The 14,969-nt window shown below is 69.6% G+C and carries 14 protein-coding genes; 11 read left to right on the top strand and 3 right to left on the bottom strand.

The annotated features are described in order from the left end of the window. Positions 1–35: 35 nt before the first annotated feature. The 4 genes from BN1701_RS10510 to BN1701_RS10495 all read left to right on the top strand — a co-directional run bounded on the left by BN1701_RS10510 (position 36) and on the right by BN1701_RS10495 (position 3,526). On the top strand, positions 36–383 hold the full coding sequence (locus BN1701_RS10510; protein WP_054055760.1) for a DUF485 domain-containing protein: 348 nt from the start codon (positions 36–38) through the stop codon (positions 381–383). Beyond that, positions 380–1,996 (top strand): cation acetate symporter, encoded by a 1,617-nt coding sequence (locus BN1701_RS10505; RefSeq protein ID WP_054047839.1) that lies wholly within the window; start codon positions 380–382, stop codon positions 1,994–1,996. The genes BN1701_RS10510 and BN1701_RS10505 overlap by 4 nt, the downstream gene beginning before the upstream one ends. A gap of 97 nt (positions 1,997–2,093) precedes the next feature. Beyond that, the gene (locus BN1701_RS10500) at positions 2,094–2,690 is read left to right on the top strand and encodes an RNA polymerase sigma factor (RefSeq protein WP_054055759.1); all 597 of its coding nucleotides are present in this window, start codon (positions 2,094–2,096) and stop codon (positions 2,688–2,690) included. Beyond that, positions 2,687–3,526, top strand: a complete 840-nt coding sequence (locus BN1701_RS10495; RefSeq protein ID WP_054047837.1) for a hypothetical protein — start codon at positions 2,687–2,689, stop codon at positions 3,524–3,526. Before BN1701_RS10500 ends, BN1701_RS10495 begins: the two co-directional genes overlap by 4 nt. A gap of 47 nt (positions 3,527–3,573) precedes the next feature. Here the strand turns inward: BN1701_RS10495 and BN1701_RS10490 are convergent, their stop codons facing one another. After that, entirely contained in the window at positions 3,574–4,509 is a 936-nt protein-coding gene (locus BN1701_RS10490) for a methionyl-tRNA formyltransferase (protein ID WP_054047835.1), read from the bottom strand. A gap of 133 nt (positions 4,510–4,642) precedes the next feature. On the opposite strand from BN1701_RS10490, the gene BN1701_RS10485 reads away from it, so the two are divergent. Beyond that, positions 4,643–5,980: a lysine N(6)-hydroxylase/L-ornithine N(5)-oxygenase family protein gene (locus BN1701_RS10485; RefSeq protein WP_054047833.1), complete on the top strand. Its 1,338-nt coding sequence runs from the start codon at positions 4,643–4,645 to the stop codon at positions 5,978–5,980. A gap of 76 nt (positions 5,981–6,056) precedes the next feature. Here BN1701_RS10485 and BN1701_RS10480 read toward each other — a convergent pair whose 3' ends face one another. Continuing rightward, positions 6,057–6,422, bottom strand: coding sequence for an RNA-binding S4 domain-containing protein (locus BN1701_RS10480; RefSeq protein WP_054047832.1), 366 nt, complete (start codon positions 6,420–6,422; stop codon positions 6,057–6,059). Positions 6,423–6,481: 59 nt separating this feature from the next. Here BN1701_RS10480 and BN1701_RS10475 point away from each other — a divergent pair, with 59 nt between their 5' ends. The 6 genes from BN1701_RS10475 to BN1701_RS10450 all read left to right on the top strand — a co-directional run bounded on the left by BN1701_RS10475 (position 6,482) and on the right by BN1701_RS10450 (position 12,510). Further along, positions 6,482–8,944 carry a PEP/pyruvate-binding domain-containing protein gene (locus BN1701_RS10475; RefSeq protein ID WP_054047830.1) on the top strand — a complete coding sequence of 821 codons (2,463 nt, stop codon included), beginning with the start codon at positions 6,482–6,484 and terminating at the stop codon, positions 8,942–8,944. Next, positions 8,937–9,725: a pentapeptide repeat-containing protein gene (locus BN1701_RS10470; RefSeq protein WP_054047828.1), complete on the top strand. Its 789-nt coding sequence runs from the start codon at positions 8,937–8,939 to the stop codon at positions 9,723–9,725. Before BN1701_RS10475 ends, BN1701_RS10470 begins: the two co-directional genes overlap by 8 nt. Before the next feature lie 98 nt (positions 9,726–9,823). Next, positions 9,824–10,171: a YciI family protein gene (locus BN1701_RS10465; protein WP_054047826.1), complete on the top strand. Its 348-nt coding sequence runs from the start codon at positions 9,824–9,826 to the stop codon at positions 10,169–10,171. After that, positions 10,171–11,367: an RNA polymerase sigma factor gene (locus BN1701_RS10460; protein ID WP_082859769.1), complete on the top strand. Its 1,197-nt coding sequence runs from the start codon at positions 10,171–10,173 to the stop codon at positions 11,365–11,367. Before BN1701_RS10465 ends, BN1701_RS10460 begins: the two co-directional genes overlap by 1 nt. After that, positions 11,364–12,140, top strand: coding sequence for a HipA family kinase (locus BN1701_RS10455; RefSeq protein ID WP_231949557.1), 777 nt, complete (start codon positions 11,364–11,366; stop codon positions 12,138–12,140). Before BN1701_RS10460 ends, BN1701_RS10455 begins: the two co-directional genes overlap by 4 nt. Further along, positions 12,124–12,510: a DUF3037 domain-containing protein gene (locus tag BN1701_RS10450; RefSeq protein WP_054047824.1), complete on the top strand. Its 387-nt coding sequence runs from the start codon at positions 12,124–12,126 to the stop codon at positions 12,508–12,510. The genes BN1701_RS10455 and BN1701_RS10450 overlap by 17 nt, the downstream gene beginning before the upstream one ends. 88 nt (positions 12,511–12,598) lie before the next feature. Here the strand turns inward: BN1701_RS10450 and BN1701_RS10445 are convergent, their stop codons facing one another. Beyond that, on the bottom strand, positions 12,599–14,863 hold the full coding sequence (locus BN1701_RS10445) for an excinuclease ABC subunit UvrA (protein WP_054055756.1): 2,265 nt from the start codon (positions 14,861–14,863) through the stop codon (positions 12,599–12,601). Between the last annotated feature and the right edge of the window lie 106 nt (positions 14,864–14,969).

The raw sequence follows: 14,969 nt of genomic DNA, 5'->3' as shown, positions 1-14,969 counted from the left end.
TCACGGGAAACCCGATCCCCATGACGGAGGCCGCGATGACAGTCACCGAACCCGAGGTCCGCCCGCCGGACCAGCACCCGGCCTGGACCGAGATCCAAGCCAGCCCGGAGTTCGTGTCATTGCGCAGGCGCCTGCGTCGGTTCGTCTTCCCGATGACCGCGCTGTTCTTCGTCTGGTACATGGCTTACGTGCTGCTGGCCGACTACGCGCACGGCTTCATGTCGACCAAGCTGTGGGGCAACATCAACGTCGGCCTCGTGCTGGGCCTGCTGCAGTTCGTCACCACCTTCGGGATCACCGCGCTGTATGTGCGGCACGCGACCAAACACCTCGACCCCGCCGCGGAGAAGATCCGCCACGAGATCGAGGGAGACCTGTCATGACGCTGGCCGCGCAGGTGGCGGGCAACAACCCCGTCCTCAACATGGCGATCTTCGGCCTGTTCGTCGCGATCACGCTGGTCGTGGTGTTCCGGGCCAGCCGCAACACCAAGACCGCCGCCGACTACTACGCGGGCGGCCGCTCCTTCACCGGCCCGCAGAACGGCGTCGCCATCTCCGGTGACTACCTGTCGGCCGCGTCGTTCCTCGGCATCGCCGGTGCCATCGCCCTCAACGGCTATGACGGCTTCCTCTACTCCATCGGGTTCCTCGTCGCCTGGCTCGTCGCGCTGCTGCTCGTCGCGGAACTGCTGCGCAACACCGGTAAGTACACGATGGGTGACGTGCTCGCCTTCCGGATGCGCCAGCGCCCGGTGCGGGCCGCCGCCGCGACGTCCACTTTGGTCGTCTCGTTCTTCTACCTGCTGGCCCAGATGGCCGGTGCGGGCGGGCTCGTCGCCCTGCTGCTGGGCATCACCAGCAAGACCGGGCAGGCCGTGGTCATCACCCTCGTCGGCGTGATCATGATCGTGTATGTGCTGGTCGGTGGTATGAAGGGCACCACGTGGGTGCAGATCATCAAGGCCGCGCTGCTCATCACCGGCGCGCTCGCCATGTCGCTGTGGGTGCTGGCGAAGTTCGGGTTCAACCTGTCCGCCGTCCTCGGCGGCGCGGTGGAGAGCGCGGGCACCGAGGCCGTGCTCAACCCGGGTGCCCAGTACGGCAAGACCGAGACCAGCAAGCTCGACTTCGTCTCCCTTGGCCTGGCGCTGGTGCTGGGCACCGCGGGCCTGCCGCACATCCTGATGCGCTTCTACACCGTGCCCAACGCCAAGGAAGCGCGCCGCTCGGTGGTGTGGGCGATCTGGCTGATCGGCATCTTCTACCTGTTCACCCTGGTCCTGGGCTACGGCGCGGGCGCGCTCGTCGGCCCCGACGCCATCAAGGCCGCTCCCGGCAAGGCGAACTCGGCGGCGCCGCTGCTGGCCGAGGCACTGGGCGGGCCGGTCCTGCTGGGCCTGATCGCCGCGGTCGCCTTCGCCACCATCCTGGCCGTGGTCGCGGGCCTGACGATCACCGCGTCGGCGTCGTTCGCCCACGACATCTACGCCAACATCATCAAGAAGGGCAAGGTAGACGACAAGGCCCAGGAAATCCGCGTCGCCCGGATCACCGCGGTGGTGATCGGCGCGGTCGCCATCGTCGGCGGAATCGTCGCGAATGGACAGAATATCGCGTTCCTGGTGGCGCTGGCCTTCGCGGTCGCGGCCTCGGCGAACCTGCCGACCATCGTGTACTCGCTGTTCTGGAAGCGGTTCAACACCTCCGGCGCCCTGTGGAGCATCTACGGCGGTCTGATCTCCAGCATCGTGCTGATCGTGTTCTCGCCCGCGGTGTCGGGCAAGCCCGCGACGGCGGCCACCCAGTCGATGATCAAGGGTGTCGACTTCCACTGGTTCCCGCTGGAGAACCCAGGCCTGGTGTCGATCCCGCTGGCCTTCTTCCTCGGCTGGTTCGGCACCGTGATCTCCAAGCGCGGCGACGCGGCCAAGTACGCGGAGATGGAGGTCCGCGCGCTGACCGGTGCCCACGCCGAGAAGGCGACGGCGCACTAGGAAAAGGGGAGTGTGGGAGCGGGTCGTCCCCCGGACGGCCCGCTCCCGCGCGTAGCCTTGGCAACACTTGTGCCGCTGCCGGTCACTAAGGGGAATGATGACCGAGCGGGTCCATGACCCAGATGACCGCGTCCTGTGGTCACGAGCGGCGTCCGGGGACGAGTCGGCCTTCGGCACACTGTTCGACCGCCACGCGAAAGCGGTCTACAACCACTGCTTCCGACTCACCGCGTCGTGGGCGGCGGCGGAGGAACACCTGCAGAACACGTTTCTCATGGCCTGGCGCAAACGCGACAGCGTGGTGTTGGAGAACGAGTCCGCCCGGCCGTGGCTGCTGGCGGTGGCGACCAACGAGGTGCGGAACTGGCGGCGGACGTTGGCCCGGCGGGTCCGGCTGTTCGACAAGCTCCAGCCCGACCCGCCGATCCCGGACCACGCCGACCAGGTCGCCGACCGCGTCGACGACCAACGGCGGATGGCCGACCTGCTGGCGGCGGTGAACAAGCTGCCCCGCAACGAACGCGAAGCCCTCGCCCTGTGCGTGTGGTCGGAGGTCTCCTACGCCGAGGCCGCCGCCGTCCTTGGCATCGCCGAAGGCAGCGTCCGGGCCAGGGTCAGCAAGGCCAGATCCCGGCTGACCCGCCTGGTCGCCAACGCCCAGCCACTCACCGTCGCCATCTCGGAGGAACGATGAACACCACGCCCCCCGTCGAGCGCGACCTGCCGCTCGACCGCCACCTGGCCATCCGTGCCGACCTCCAGCGCGCGATGCGCACCAAGCGCACCCGCTGGGTCCCAGCCCTCAGCGCCGCGGGCGCGCTCGGTGCCGTGGCCCTGGCGGTGGTCTTCCTGTTGCCGCAGCGCGGCGGGCCTACTGCGGGCCCACCCGGCGCGACGTCGGCCGCGGGCCCACCGGTGCCGGTGATCCCCGGACTCGACTCGGCGGAGCGGGCGCGAATGGAGCAGGGATGTGCCAGCGGCGCCCAGGTCTTCAACCTGATCGCCGACGACGCGGGCAGGCTCGCGCTGCTCTACACCAGGTCCAGCGTCGTGTACTGCGAGATCGGCGGTCCTGAGACGCCGTTCGACGGCGGGTTCAGCGGGGTGCCCGACGTGGGCTGGCTGCCCGGCCACGTGAGCATCGACGTCGACACCGCGTCCGCGGGCGGCGACGCGGGCGGTGCGCCAGGAAAGCGCCCAGGCGCGCGGGGCACCGAACTGGTCGGCGGCCGGATCAGCCCGGACATCGCCAAGGTGAGGGTCACCGTCGGGGGACAGACCGTCGAAGCCGTGATCGCCAACCGCACCTACTTGGCCCGCTTCGTGCACCCGGCGACCTGGTCGATCCCGGAGTCGCCGCGACGCGCGATCGTCCGCGCCTACGACAGTGCGGGCTTACTGCTCGACAGCGTCAACGATCCCGCGTGGACCGACGACTGCTACGAAACCCCGGACGGCACCCAGATGTTCGACCATGGGTCACGGACTAGCGAACTGCCTGTCTGTCGTCCCGCGCCGCCCTGGCGGTGACTCACGATCAGCTGTGCCGCACGGGATCCGTGCGGCACAGCTGTGTGTCAGCGCAAGTAGCCGCCCATCGTGCGGAAGTAGTCCGTGGCCGACAGCTCGGTGCCGTCGTCGAGGCGAATGCGCTCGATCACCAGTGCCTTGCCTTGGCCCCGACGCGCTTCCGGGCCCGCGACGATCGCCACACCGTCGCCCTCGCGGATGAAGACGCGGCCGGGGGTGCCGCCGTAGTTCGCGCGGGACACCGAGGCTCGCAGGATCCGCAGGCGCCTGCCGTTGTGGAAGGTGAAGGCGTTGGGGTACGGGTCGGACAGGGCGCGGACCAGGCGGTCGAGTTCCTCGGCCGACCACGTCCAGTCGATGAGGCTGTCCTCGATCGCCCGCTTGTGGAAGAACGTCGCCTTTGTCCGGTCCTGCGGGGTGAGGACCGCGGTCCCGGTGGCGATCTGGTCCAGACACTCGGCGACCACGGGGGCGATCAGGTCGATCGTCTTGTGGAACAGGTCGGTCGTGGTGTCCCGATCGCCGACCGGGATCGCGCGCTGCAGGACGATCGCCCCGGCGTCGAGTTCGTCGTCCATCATGTGGGCGGTCAGGCCCACCTCCTTCTCGCCGTTGATGAGGGCCCAGATCAACGGGGAGAAGCCCGCGTAGGCGGGCAGCAGCGAGTCGTGCACGTTGAGCGTGCCGTGCCGGGGCAGGGTGAAGATCTTCGGCGGGATGTACGTGCGCCAGTTGTTCGCCACGATGAGGTCGGGCTCCAACGCCTGCAGACGGGCCATCACGTCCTCGTCGGGGCGGTTGCGCAGCATGACCTCGACGCCGTGGTCGGCGGCCAGATCGGCCACCGAGTCAGACCAGATGCGCTCATAGGCGTGGTCGGACTTCGGATGGGTCACCACCAGGGCGACCTCGTGCTCCGAGTCCAGCAACGCCCGCAGCGTCCGGTGGCCCCAGGTCTGGTACCCGAACATGACGACCCGCATGGGGCTCCTCTCATCGTCCCGCACGGTGGTGCACGACACCCAATCAGGTGCAGCTTAGCCTAGCCTAACTTAGGCTAGGGTGACCTTCGTTCACCGTAGATCACACCATCGGAACCAACGAGGGGTAACGAAGATGCAGGGCGAGGGCACACCGGTCCATGACATCGTCGGCGTCGGCTTCGGGCCGTCCAACCTGAGTCTGGCCATCGCGGTCGCCGAGGCGAACACCTCCGGCGCGCGACCGGTGACCGCGCACTTCCTGGAACGCCAACCCAAATTCGGCTGGCACCGGGGCATGCTCATCGACGACGCCACGATGCAGGTCTCGTTCCTCAAGGACCTGGTGACGCTGCGCAACCCGGTGAGCGAGTTCAGCTTCCTGTCCTATCTGCACAGTCGCGGCCGGTTGATCGACTTCGTCAACCACAAGACGCTTTTCCCGCTGCGCGTGGAGTTCCACGACTACTTCGAGTGGTGTGCGGCCAAAGTGGACGATCAGGTCAGCTACGGCCAAGAGGTCGCGGCGGTCAACCCGGTCACGATCGATGGCAAGGTCGAGTACTTCGACGTCGTCTCCCGGCCGACCGCGGGCGGCGACCCGCGGACGGTGCGCGCGCGCAACCTGGTCCTCGCCACCGGCCTGCGGCCGAACCTGCCCGACGGTGTGCGCGCTAGTGACCGTGTGTGGCACAACAGCACGCTGATGCGCGACATCGACACCCTCGATCGGGAGTCCGCGTCACGTTTCGTGGTGATCGGGGCGGGCCAGAGCGCGGCCGAGGTGACCGCGCTGCTGCACACCCGCTTCCCCAACGCTGAGGTGTGCTCGGTGTTCTCCCGCTTCGGCTACAGCCCCGCCGACGACAGCGCCTTCGCCAACCGCGTGTTCGACCCGGCCGCGGTGGACGAGTTCTATCTCGCTCCCGAGGACGTCAAGCGCAAGATCATGGGCTACCACGCCAACACGAACTACTCGGTGGTCGACATCGAGCTGATCGACGACCTCTACCGGCGCGTGTACCAGGAGAAGGTCACCGGCCACCAGCGGCTGCGCATGTTCAACGTCTCCCGGCCAACCGAGATCACTGATCACGGCGACGGCGTGCGGGTGACGGTGGAATCGATGACCACCGGCGAGCGCACCGTCCTGGACAGCGACGTCGTCGTCTACGCCACCGGCTACCGCGGCGACGACTCGCTGGCCCTGCTCGGCGACCTGGCCGCCGACTGCGTCCGCGACGAACACGGCCGCCTGAGCATGACCCGCGACTACCGGGTGCGCGCCGCGCCCGACGTGCGCGCCGGGATCTACCTGCAGGGTGGGGCCACCGAGCACTCGCACGGCATCACCTCGTCGCTGCTGTCCAACAACGCCGTGCGGTCCGGCGAGATCCTGCAATCGATCCTGCGGGCGCACCAGCCGGAGGTCAGGATGGCCGAACTCGCCCTGAGCGGACCCGGCGCGGTGTAGCAAACACCTGGAGAAGATGGGCGGCCCGGAACCGGCGCCCCTTGATCGTTCGCCCCCAGAAGCGAGCCGGTGGCGATCAGGGCTGGCCGGTGCGGAACCGGTCCAACACCCGCCGCTCCCGCTTCGTCGGTCGGCCCGCGCCCCGGTCCCGGCGGGCCACGGGGGCGGCGGCCACCGGCGGCGGCGGTGGCGTGCGGTCGATGAAACAGGTGGCGGCGTCGGCCGCGCCGACCCGTTTCTGGATCACGCGCACGACCTCGAGGATTCGGGTCGTGTCGCCCACCCTGGCCCGCACCTCGTCCCCAGGTACCACGACCGTCGCGGGTTTGGCGGGACGGTCGTTGACCCGGACATGGCCGCCGCGACAGGCAGCGGCGGCGTCGGGGCGGGTCTTGGTCAGCCGGACCGCCCAAAGCCAGCGATCAACACGAGTGGACTCCACAGCACTACATAATGGCGGGTTCGCCCGCGCGTGGCCGCCATACCTGACAGTATGGCGGCATGATCGTGACACTGCCGCTGGACGCCGCCGGAGCCGATCTCGACACCGTCGGAGGCAAAGGAGCGTCGCTCGCCACGCTCGCGCGGGCCGGGCTGCCCGTGCCGCCGGGCATCCACATCACCACCGACGCCTACCGCGTGTTCGTGGCCAGTGGACTCGATGACGACCTTCGCGACGCGCTGACCAGGGACAACGCGGCCGAACGGATCGCGGCGCTGTTCGCGGCGCAGGACATCCCGCCCTCGGTGGCCCAGGCGATCCGGGACGCGGTGCCCACCGGGCCGGTCGCGGTGCGGTCGTCGGCGACCGCCGAGGACCTGCCCGAGCTGTCTTTCGCGGGCCAGCACGACTCGTTCCTCAACGTCTGCGGGGCCGAGGCCGTGCTCGACGCGGTCAAACGGTGTTGGGCCTCCCTGTGGACCGAGCGAGCCATCGGCTACCGCGCCCACCACGGGATCGACGCCGAGGACGTGGCCATCGCCGTCGTCGTGCAGGAGCTGGTTCCGGCCGACGCCGCGGGCGTGCTGTTCACCGCGAACCCGCTGACGGGCGCCCGCGACGAGCAGGTGGTCAACGCCGCGTGGGGGCTCGGGGAGGCAGTCGTCGGCGGGCAGGTCACCCCGGACACCTATGTCGTCGGCGACGGCCACGTGATCAGCCGCGAGATCGCCGACAAGACCGTCATGACGGTCGGCACCGACACCGGGACCGGGGAACGTCCGGTGCCCGACGATCGACGCCGCACCCCGGTGCTCGACGACACGCAAGCCGTCGAGTTGGCCGTCCTCGGCGCGCGGATCGAGGAGCTCTACGGCACGCCGATGGACGTCGAGTGGGCGCTGCGCGACGGCCGGTTCAGCATCCTGCAGGCCCGCCCGATCACCACGCTGCGGCCCGCCGGGGTCGAGTGGAACGACACCCTCGGCGGCGACTACCTGTGGACCTGCGTCAATCTCGGCGAGGCCGTCCCCAGCGTGATGACGCCCGCGACGTGGTCACTGGTCAAGATCCTGTCCTCGGCCGCCGTCGGCCCCTACCGCATCACCGGCAACATCGGCGGCCGCTTCTATCTCAACCTCAGCGTCTCCACCGCCGCCGCGGCCGCCGTGGGGATGGGCGCCGCCGTCCGCAAACAGAGTGAGCAGACCCTCGGCCGCATCCCCGAGGACGTGGAGATTCCGCCGCTGCCGATGTCGCGGCTCGCGGTGATCCGCGCGGCCATCCCGTTCGCCAAGGAAGCCGTCGCCTATCGCCGCAAGCTGCCGCAGCTGGTGGCCGATACCCCGATCCGCTGCCGGGACCTGCGCGAAGACATCGCCGCCGCGGCCGACCCACGCGCCTTGGCCGAGCTGTGGCGCTCCGACCTGGACTCCCTGCTGCACGAGACCTGCCGGGTCCTGGACACGGGCGCGCGCGGCGCCGGGCCGGTCAAACTGGAGCGGGCCCTGCGCGACCTCGTCGGCGACGCCGACGCCACCACTCTCATGACCGGCCTGCACGCCGACGGTGACGAGTTGGCCAGCCTCGGCCCGCTGCTCGGTCTCGCCCGGCTGCGCGCGGGCAAGCTCGACCGCGCTGGCTATGCCGCGACCTGGGGACATCGTTGCCCCGACGAGTTCGAGATCGCCGAACCGCGCCCCGCCGAGGACCCGGCCTGGATCGACCGGCTCATCGACACCGTGGGTGAGCTCGACCCGCGCGCGCTGCTCGACCGGCAGGCCGCCGCCCGTGACGCCGCGTGGCAGCGGCTGGTCGAGCGGCACCCCGGCAAGGCCAAGCGGGTGCGCAGGCAGCTCGACCGGGCCGCCGAGGTGGCGCGGGCCAGGGAGCGGGCGCGGTCGGAGATGGTCCGCGCGTTCTGGGTGCTGCGGGCGTTCGTGCTGCGCGCGGGCGACCTGACCGGCCACGGGGCCGACCTGTTCTTCCTGCCCATCGACCAGATCGTCGCGGTTCTCGATGGGGACGAGTCCCCGCTCGCGACCGTTCCGGCGCAACGGGCCGCTTACGACCGGTATCGCGCGCTGCCGCCGTATCCGACCCTGATTCGCGGCCGGTTCGACCCGGAGGCGTGGGCCGCCGACCCGGACCGCCGGTCCGACCTGTTCGACGCCACCGCCGACCACAAGCCCCTTGGTGAGGCGATCACCGGCTTCCCCGGCGCGGTCGGCGTCGTCGACGGCACCGCCCGCGTGGTGTCCACTGTGGACGAAGCGGCGGCGCTGCGGCCGGGCGAGATCCTGGTGACCACGGTGACCAACGTCGGCTGGACCCCGCTGTTCCCGCGTGCGGCGGCGATCGTCACCGATGTGGGCGCGCCGCTGTCGCACGCCGCGATCGTCGCCCGCGAACTCGGCATCCCGGCGGTGGTCGGCTGCGGCAACGCCACCACGCGACTGTCCACCGGGGACCGGGTGCGCGTGGACGGCGCGAAGGGAACCGTCACACTGGTGGTCGATGACTGACGTTACCCACCTGCGTGCCGACTGTTCCCGCTGCGCCGCCCTGTGCTGTGTGGGGCTGGCGTTCGCCAAGTCGGCGGACTTCGGGTTCGACAAACCCGCCGGGCGGCCGTGTAAGAACCTGCTCGCCGACTACCGCTGCGGCATGCACACCAGCCTGCGCGAGAGCGGCTTTCCGGGTTGCACGGTCTACGAGTGCTTCGGCGCGGGCCAGCAGGTCGTGCAGGTCACCTTCGGCGGCCGGACCTGGCGCGACGACCCGGCGATCGCCCAGCGGCAGTTCGACGCCTTCGGCGTGCTGCGGGTCCTGCACGAGCTGCTCTGGTACCTCGCCGACGCCCTCACCTTCGCGCCAGGACTGACCGCCGACCTCCAGCGTGCCTACGACGAGACCACTCTGCTGACCAAGTCGGACCCGGACGCCCTGCTCGCGCTCGACGTCGCCGCGCACCGGCACGCGGTCAACCAGGTGCTGATCCAGGCCAGCGACCAGGCCCGATCGGGCTTGCGGGCCAAACGCCGCAAATCAGACCTCATCGGCGCGAATCTGCGCCGCGCCGACCTGCGCGGTGCGAGCCTGCGTGGCGCCCTGCTCATCGCCGCCGACCTGCGCGAGGCGGACCTGACCAGGGCCGACGTCATCGGCGCCGACTTCCGTGACGCCCAGGTCCACGGGGCCATCCTCGCCGACGCGCTATTCCTGACCCAATTTCAGCTCAACGCCGCGAAGGGCGACGCGACGACCACGATCCCGGCGGGTCTGGCCCGTCCGAAGCATTGGTGAAGAAACCTTCGCCGAGGTGTCGAACCGGGGGAGTGCTGTTCGTATAGAGGGTGAGGAGCAGGCACGAGCCACGCTCCCGCAGGCCAGGAGGAAGTCCGATGACCCAGTACCTGCTGTCGGTCTACGAGCCCGACATGGAACCGCCGCCCGCCGAGTTCCTCGACCCGATCATGCGCCAGGTCGAGGCCTGGAGCGACGAACTCAAGGCCGCGGGCGCCTGGGTGTTCACCGCCCGGCTGCACCGCCCGCACACCGCCACCGTCGTCAGCGCCAAGGACGACGAGATCATCACCACCGACGGGCCGTTCGCCGAGGGCAAGGAATTCGTCGGCGGGTTCACCGTGATCGACGTGCCCGACCTCGACGCCGCCCTCGACTGGGCGCGCAAGTTCACCGAGATCACCACCCTGCCGCTCGAGGTGCGCCCCTTCCGGGAAACGGGCTGATGCTCGACCGGATCTACCGCGAGGAATACGGGCGCGCGGTGGCCGTCCTGGTCCGCGTCTTCGGCGACATCGACATCGCCGAGGAAGCGGTCCAGGACGCGTTCGCCGCCGCCGTCGAGCGGTGGCCGAACGAAGGTGTCCCGCCCAGCCCGGCGGGCTGGATCATCACCACCGCCCGCCGCCGCGCCATCGACCGGCTGCGCCGCGAGGCGTCGCGGGCCGACCGGCACGCCCAGGCCGCGCTCACCCACGCCGACGAGGACGAGATCGAGGAGGCCGCCGTGCGGGACGACCGGCTCCGGCTGATCTTCACCTGCTGCCACCCGGCGCTGGCGCCCGCCGCCCAGGTCGCGCTCACCCTGCGGCTGCTCGGCGGCCTCACCACCGCCGAGATCGCGCACGCGTTCCTGGTGCCCGAGTCCACCATGGCCCAGCGCCTGGTCCGGGCCAAGGCCAAGATCCGCGACGCCCGCATCCCGTATCGGGTGCCCGAGGAAGCCGACCTGCCCGACCGGCTGCGCCCCGCCCTCGCCGTGGTCTACCTGATCTTCAACGAGGGCTACACCGCCACCTCCGGCGACCATGCCACCCGCGACGACCTGTGCGCGGAGGCGATTCGGCTGGGCAGGCTGTTGGCCCAGCTGATGCCAGACGAACCCGAGGTCATCGGCCTGCTCGCGCTGATGCTGCTCATCGCGTCGCGCCGCCCGGCCAGGGTCGACGCCCACGGCGACCTGGTCCGGCTGGCCGACCAGGACCGCGCCCGGTGGGATGTGGACCTGATCGCCGAGGGACACGAGCTGGTCCGCCGCTGTCTTCGCCGCGACCAGCCAGGGCCATACCAGATCCAGGCCGCGATCAACGCCGTGCACAGCGAGTCGCCGACCGACTGGCAGCAGATCCGCGACCTCTACGACCAGCTCCTCGACTTCGCCCCGACCCCGGTCGTCGCGCTCAACCGCGCGGTCGCCGTCGCCGAAGTGGACGGTCCGGCCGCGGCTCTCGACCTCGTGGACGCCCTGGACCTGCCGGGCTACCACGTCTTCCACGCCATCCGCGCGGATCTTCTCCGCCGCCTCGGCCGCCACACCGACGCGGTCGAGGCGTACGGCCGGGCAATCGAGCTGACGGCCAACCCGGCCGAACGCGTCCTGTTGGAACGCGCGCGGGACCGATCGAGCATGATGGAGCCGTGACCCTCCGCACCGTGACAGCGACCCGCTACGTCACCCCTTTCCGCGAAGGCGGCTCACTGCCCGGTCTCGTCGAGGCCGACGACCTGGGCATGTACGTGCTGAAGTTCCGCGGCGCGGGCCAGGGCATCAAGTCGCTGGTCGCCGAGCTGATCGTCGGCGAACTCGCCAGGGCGCTGGGGTTCAACGTGCCCGAGATCGTCTTCGCCGACCTCGACCCGGAACTGGCGCGCGCCGAACCCGATGAGGAAGTCCAAGACCTGCTGCGGGCCAGCGGCGGACTGAACGTCGGCTTCGACTACCTGCCCGGGTCCTTCGACTTCAACCCGCTCGTCCGCGACCCGGGCCCGGACCTGGCCGCCCGACTGCTCTGGCTCGACGCGCTGACGCTCAACGTCGACCGCAGCTGGAAGAACCCCAACCTGCTGCTCTGGCACCGCGACATCTGGCTCATCGACCACGGCGCGTCGTTGATCTTCCACCATTCCTGGTCGCCTGCCTGGAAACCGGCCGAGACCTACCGCTACGACGCCTCTGACCACGTCATGCTTCCCGTCGCGGGCGACATCGGCGCGGCCGACCGTGACCTCAAGCCTCTTCTCACGCCTGCGCTGCTGGCAGGCGTCCTCGCGAACGTCCCCGATGACTGGCTGGCCGATGACGACGCGACCGCGACGGACATCCGCGCCCGCTATACGGCGTTCTTCACCGCGCGCCTTGACTCGTCACCCGCCTGGGTCGACACCCTGGAGGCGACCCGTGCCGCACGTGTTTGAGTACGCACTGCTCCGTGCGGTCCCCCGGCAGGACCGTGGCGAAGCTCTTAACATCGGCGTGCTGCTTTATTGCGCGTCGCTGGACTATCTGCGTTGTAAGACCTATGTGGACGGACCGAGGCTGCGCACGCTTGACCCGGCCATCGACTTGGAGATGCTGGCCGAGAGTCTGCGGCACCTGTGCCAGTCGTGCGACAGCACGCCGGAAGGCGGCCCGGTCAAGGACATCTCGCCGGGCCGCCGCTTCCGCTGGCTCACCGCACCCCGAAGCACACTGGTGCAAACCTCGCCTACTCACACCGGCCTGACCGACAACCCGGACGCCGACCTGGAGCGGCTGTTCGAGCGTTTGGTCCTGCCTCCCAACTAGGCGCACCCGCAGGCGGTCGTTCTTGTGGGACCGAAGGTCCCTGCACTTCCCCCTGCACCCTCGTCCTTGCGAAGCCCGAACGAGTCCACTAATCGGCGCCCACATACTCCCGCAGATGCTGTGCCGTGAGGGTCTTCGCCTCCGACACCAGGTCCGCAGGGGTGCCGGTGAACACGATTTGGCCGCCGTCGTGGCCGCCGCCCGGCCCGAGGTCGATGATCCAGTCCGCATGCGCCATGACCGCTTGATGGTGTTCGATCACGATCACCGAGTTGCCCGCGTCCACCAACCGGTCGAGCAGCCCAAGCAGCTGATCGACATCCGCCAGGTGCAAACCGGTCGTGGGTTCGTCCAGCACGTAGATCGATGACTTCTCCGCCATTTGGATGGCGAGCTTCACTCGTTGCCGTTCGCCGCCGGACAGTGTGGTCAGCGGCTGTCCCAAGCCGAGATAGCCGAGGCCGACGTCGCACAGTCGGTCCAAGATCGCCCGCGCCTGCCCGGACGGGAAGAACTCTCGTGCCTCGACGATCGACATCCCCAGTACCTCGGAGATGTTCTTGCCCCGTAGCTGATACGTCAGCACCTGCGGGGTGAACCGCTTCCCGTCGCATTCCTCACACACCGTGGCCACGCCTGCCATCATCGCCAGGTCCGTGTACACCAGCCCGAGGCCCTTGCAGGTCGGGCACGCGCCCTCGGAGTTCGCGCTGAACAAGGCCGCCTTCACGCCGTTGGCCTTGGCGAACGCCGTGCGGATCGGGTCGAGCAGGCCGGTGTAGGTCGCCGGGTTGCTTCGCCGGGAACCGCGGATGGGGGACTGGTCGACCACCGCGACCCCGTCCCGCCGCGACAGCGACCCGTGGATCAGCGAGCTCTTGCCGGACCCGGCGACCCCGGTCACGACGGTCAGCACGCCGAGGGGGACGTCGACGCTGACATCCTTGAGGTTGTGCAGCGTGGCCCCGGTGATCGGCAGGTGTCCGGTCGCGGTGCGGACGTTCTGCCGCAGTTGGGCGCGGTGATCGAGGTGTCGCCCGGTCAGGGTGTCGGAGGCCCGCAGGCCCGCGACATCCCCGGTGAAGCACACCCGCCCGCCGGACGGTCCCGCGCCGGGGCCGAGGTCGACCACGTGGTCGGCGATGGCGATGACCTCCGGCTTGTGCTCGACCACCAGCACGGTGTTGCCCTTGTCGCGCAGCTGTCGCAGCAGGTCGTTCATGCGCTGGATGTCGTGCGGGTGCAGGCCCACCGTCGGCTCGTCGAACACATACGTGACGTCGGTGAGGCTCGACCCGAGGTGGCGGACCATCTTCACCCGCTGGCCCTCACCACCGGACAGGGTCGCGGACTCGCGGTCCAGGCTCAGGTACCCGAGACCGATCTCGACCAGCGACTCCAACGTCTCGCGCAGCGTTGTCAGCAGCGGCGCCACCGATGGGTCGTCGATCGCCCGGAGGAACTCGGCCAGGTCGCTGATCTGCATGGCCGCGCACTCGGCGATGTTTCGGCCGTTGATCTTCGAGGACAGGGCGGCCGCGTTGAGCCGGGTGCCGCCGCAGGTCGGGCACTCGGCGAAGGCCACGGCCCGGTCGACGAAGGCGCGGATGTGCGGCTGCATCGACTCGCGGTCCTTGGCCAGGAAGATGCGCTGCACCTTCACCACGAGACCCTCGTAGGTGATGTTCATCGAGTCGACCTTGAGCTTGGTCGACGGCTTGTGGAGGAAGTCCTCCCACTGCTGCTCGGTGTAGTCCTTGAGCTTCACGTCGGGATCGACGAACCCCGAGTGCGCCAGCGACCGCCAGTACCAGGAGTCGACGGTGAAGTTCGGGACCGTGATCGCGCCCTCGTTGAGCGACTTCTCCACGTCGACCAGCTCGTCGATGTCGACCGTCGAGACCCGGCCGAGGCCCTCACACCCAAGACACATGCCGTCGGGGGTGTTGAAGCTGAACGCGCTGGAGGTGCCGATGTGCGGGACGCCGACCCGGCTGAACACGATCCGCAGCATCGTCTGGGCGTCGGTCGCGGTGCCCACCGTCGATCGCGAGTTGGTGCCGATGCGCTCCTGGTCGACGATGATCGCCGCGCTCAGGTTGCGCAGCGCGTCGACGTCGGGCCTGCCGACGCTGGGCATGAAGGACTGCAGGAAGGCCGAGTAGGTCTCGTTGATCAGCCGCTGGGACTCGGCCGCGATCGTGCCGAAGACCAATGAGGACTTGCCGGAGCCGGAGACCCCGGTGAAGACCGTGAGCCGCCGTTTGGGGATGTCGAGGGAGACGTCGGCGAGGTTGTTCGCCCGCGCCCCTCGAACTTCGATTACGTCGTGACTGTCCGCCGCGTGTTCCACGTCCCGCACGATATCGACGGCGACCGACAGTATGCGCCCGGGCAGGGGGCTCGGCGAGGTGAGGACCCGGCCGCCGTGCCTGCTGGGGGCGGGCACGGCGGCGGGC

This window comes from Alloactinosynnema sp. L-07 (assembly GCF_900070365.1).
In the GTDB taxonomy this organism is placed as follows: Bacteria; Actinomycetota; Actinomycetes; order Mycobacteriales; family Pseudonocardiaceae; genus Actinokineospora.
Note: the sequence above shows the minus strand (reverse complement) of the source record. Positions and strands in the feature narration are given on the sequence as shown.

Coding starts and splice junctions, on each gene's coding strand:
- BN1701_RS10510 (WP_054055760.1), top strand. CDS start 36: ATGACAGTCACCGAACCCGAGGTCCGCCCGCCGGACCAGCACCCGGCC.
- BN1701_RS10505 (WP_054047839.1), top strand. CDS start 380: ATGACGCTGGCCGCGCAGGTGGCGGGCAACAACCCCGTCCTCAACATG.
- BN1701_RS10500 (WP_054055759.1), top strand. CDS start 2,094: ATGACCGAGCGGGTCCATGACCCAGATGACCGCGTCCTGTGGTCACGA.
- BN1701_RS10495 (WP_054047837.1), top strand. CDS start 2,687: ATGAACACCACGCCCCCCGTCGAGCGCGACCTGCCGCTCGACCGCCAC.
- BN1701_RS10490 (WP_054047835.1), bottom strand. CDS start 4,509: ATGCGGGTCGTCATGTTCGGGTACCAGACCTGGGGCCACCGGACGCTG.
- BN1701_RS10485 (WP_054047833.1), top strand. CDS start 4,643: ATGCAGGGCGAGGGCACACCGGTCCATGACATCGTCGGCGTCGGCTTC.
- BN1701_RS10475 (WP_054047830.1), top strand. CDS start 6,482: ATGATCGTGACACTGCCGCTGGACGCCGCCGGAGCCGATCTCGACACC.
- BN1701_RS10470 (WP_054047828.1), top strand. CDS start 8,937: ATGACTGACGTTACCCACCTGCGTGCCGACTGTTCCCGCTGCGCCGCC.
- BN1701_RS10465 (WP_054047826.1), top strand. CDS start 9,824: ATGACCCAGTACCTGCTGTCGGTCTACGAGCCCGACATGGAACCGCCG.
- BN1701_RS10460 (WP_082859769.1), top strand. CDS start 10,171: ATGCTCGACCGGATCTACCGCGAGGAATACGGGCGCGCGGTGGCCGTC.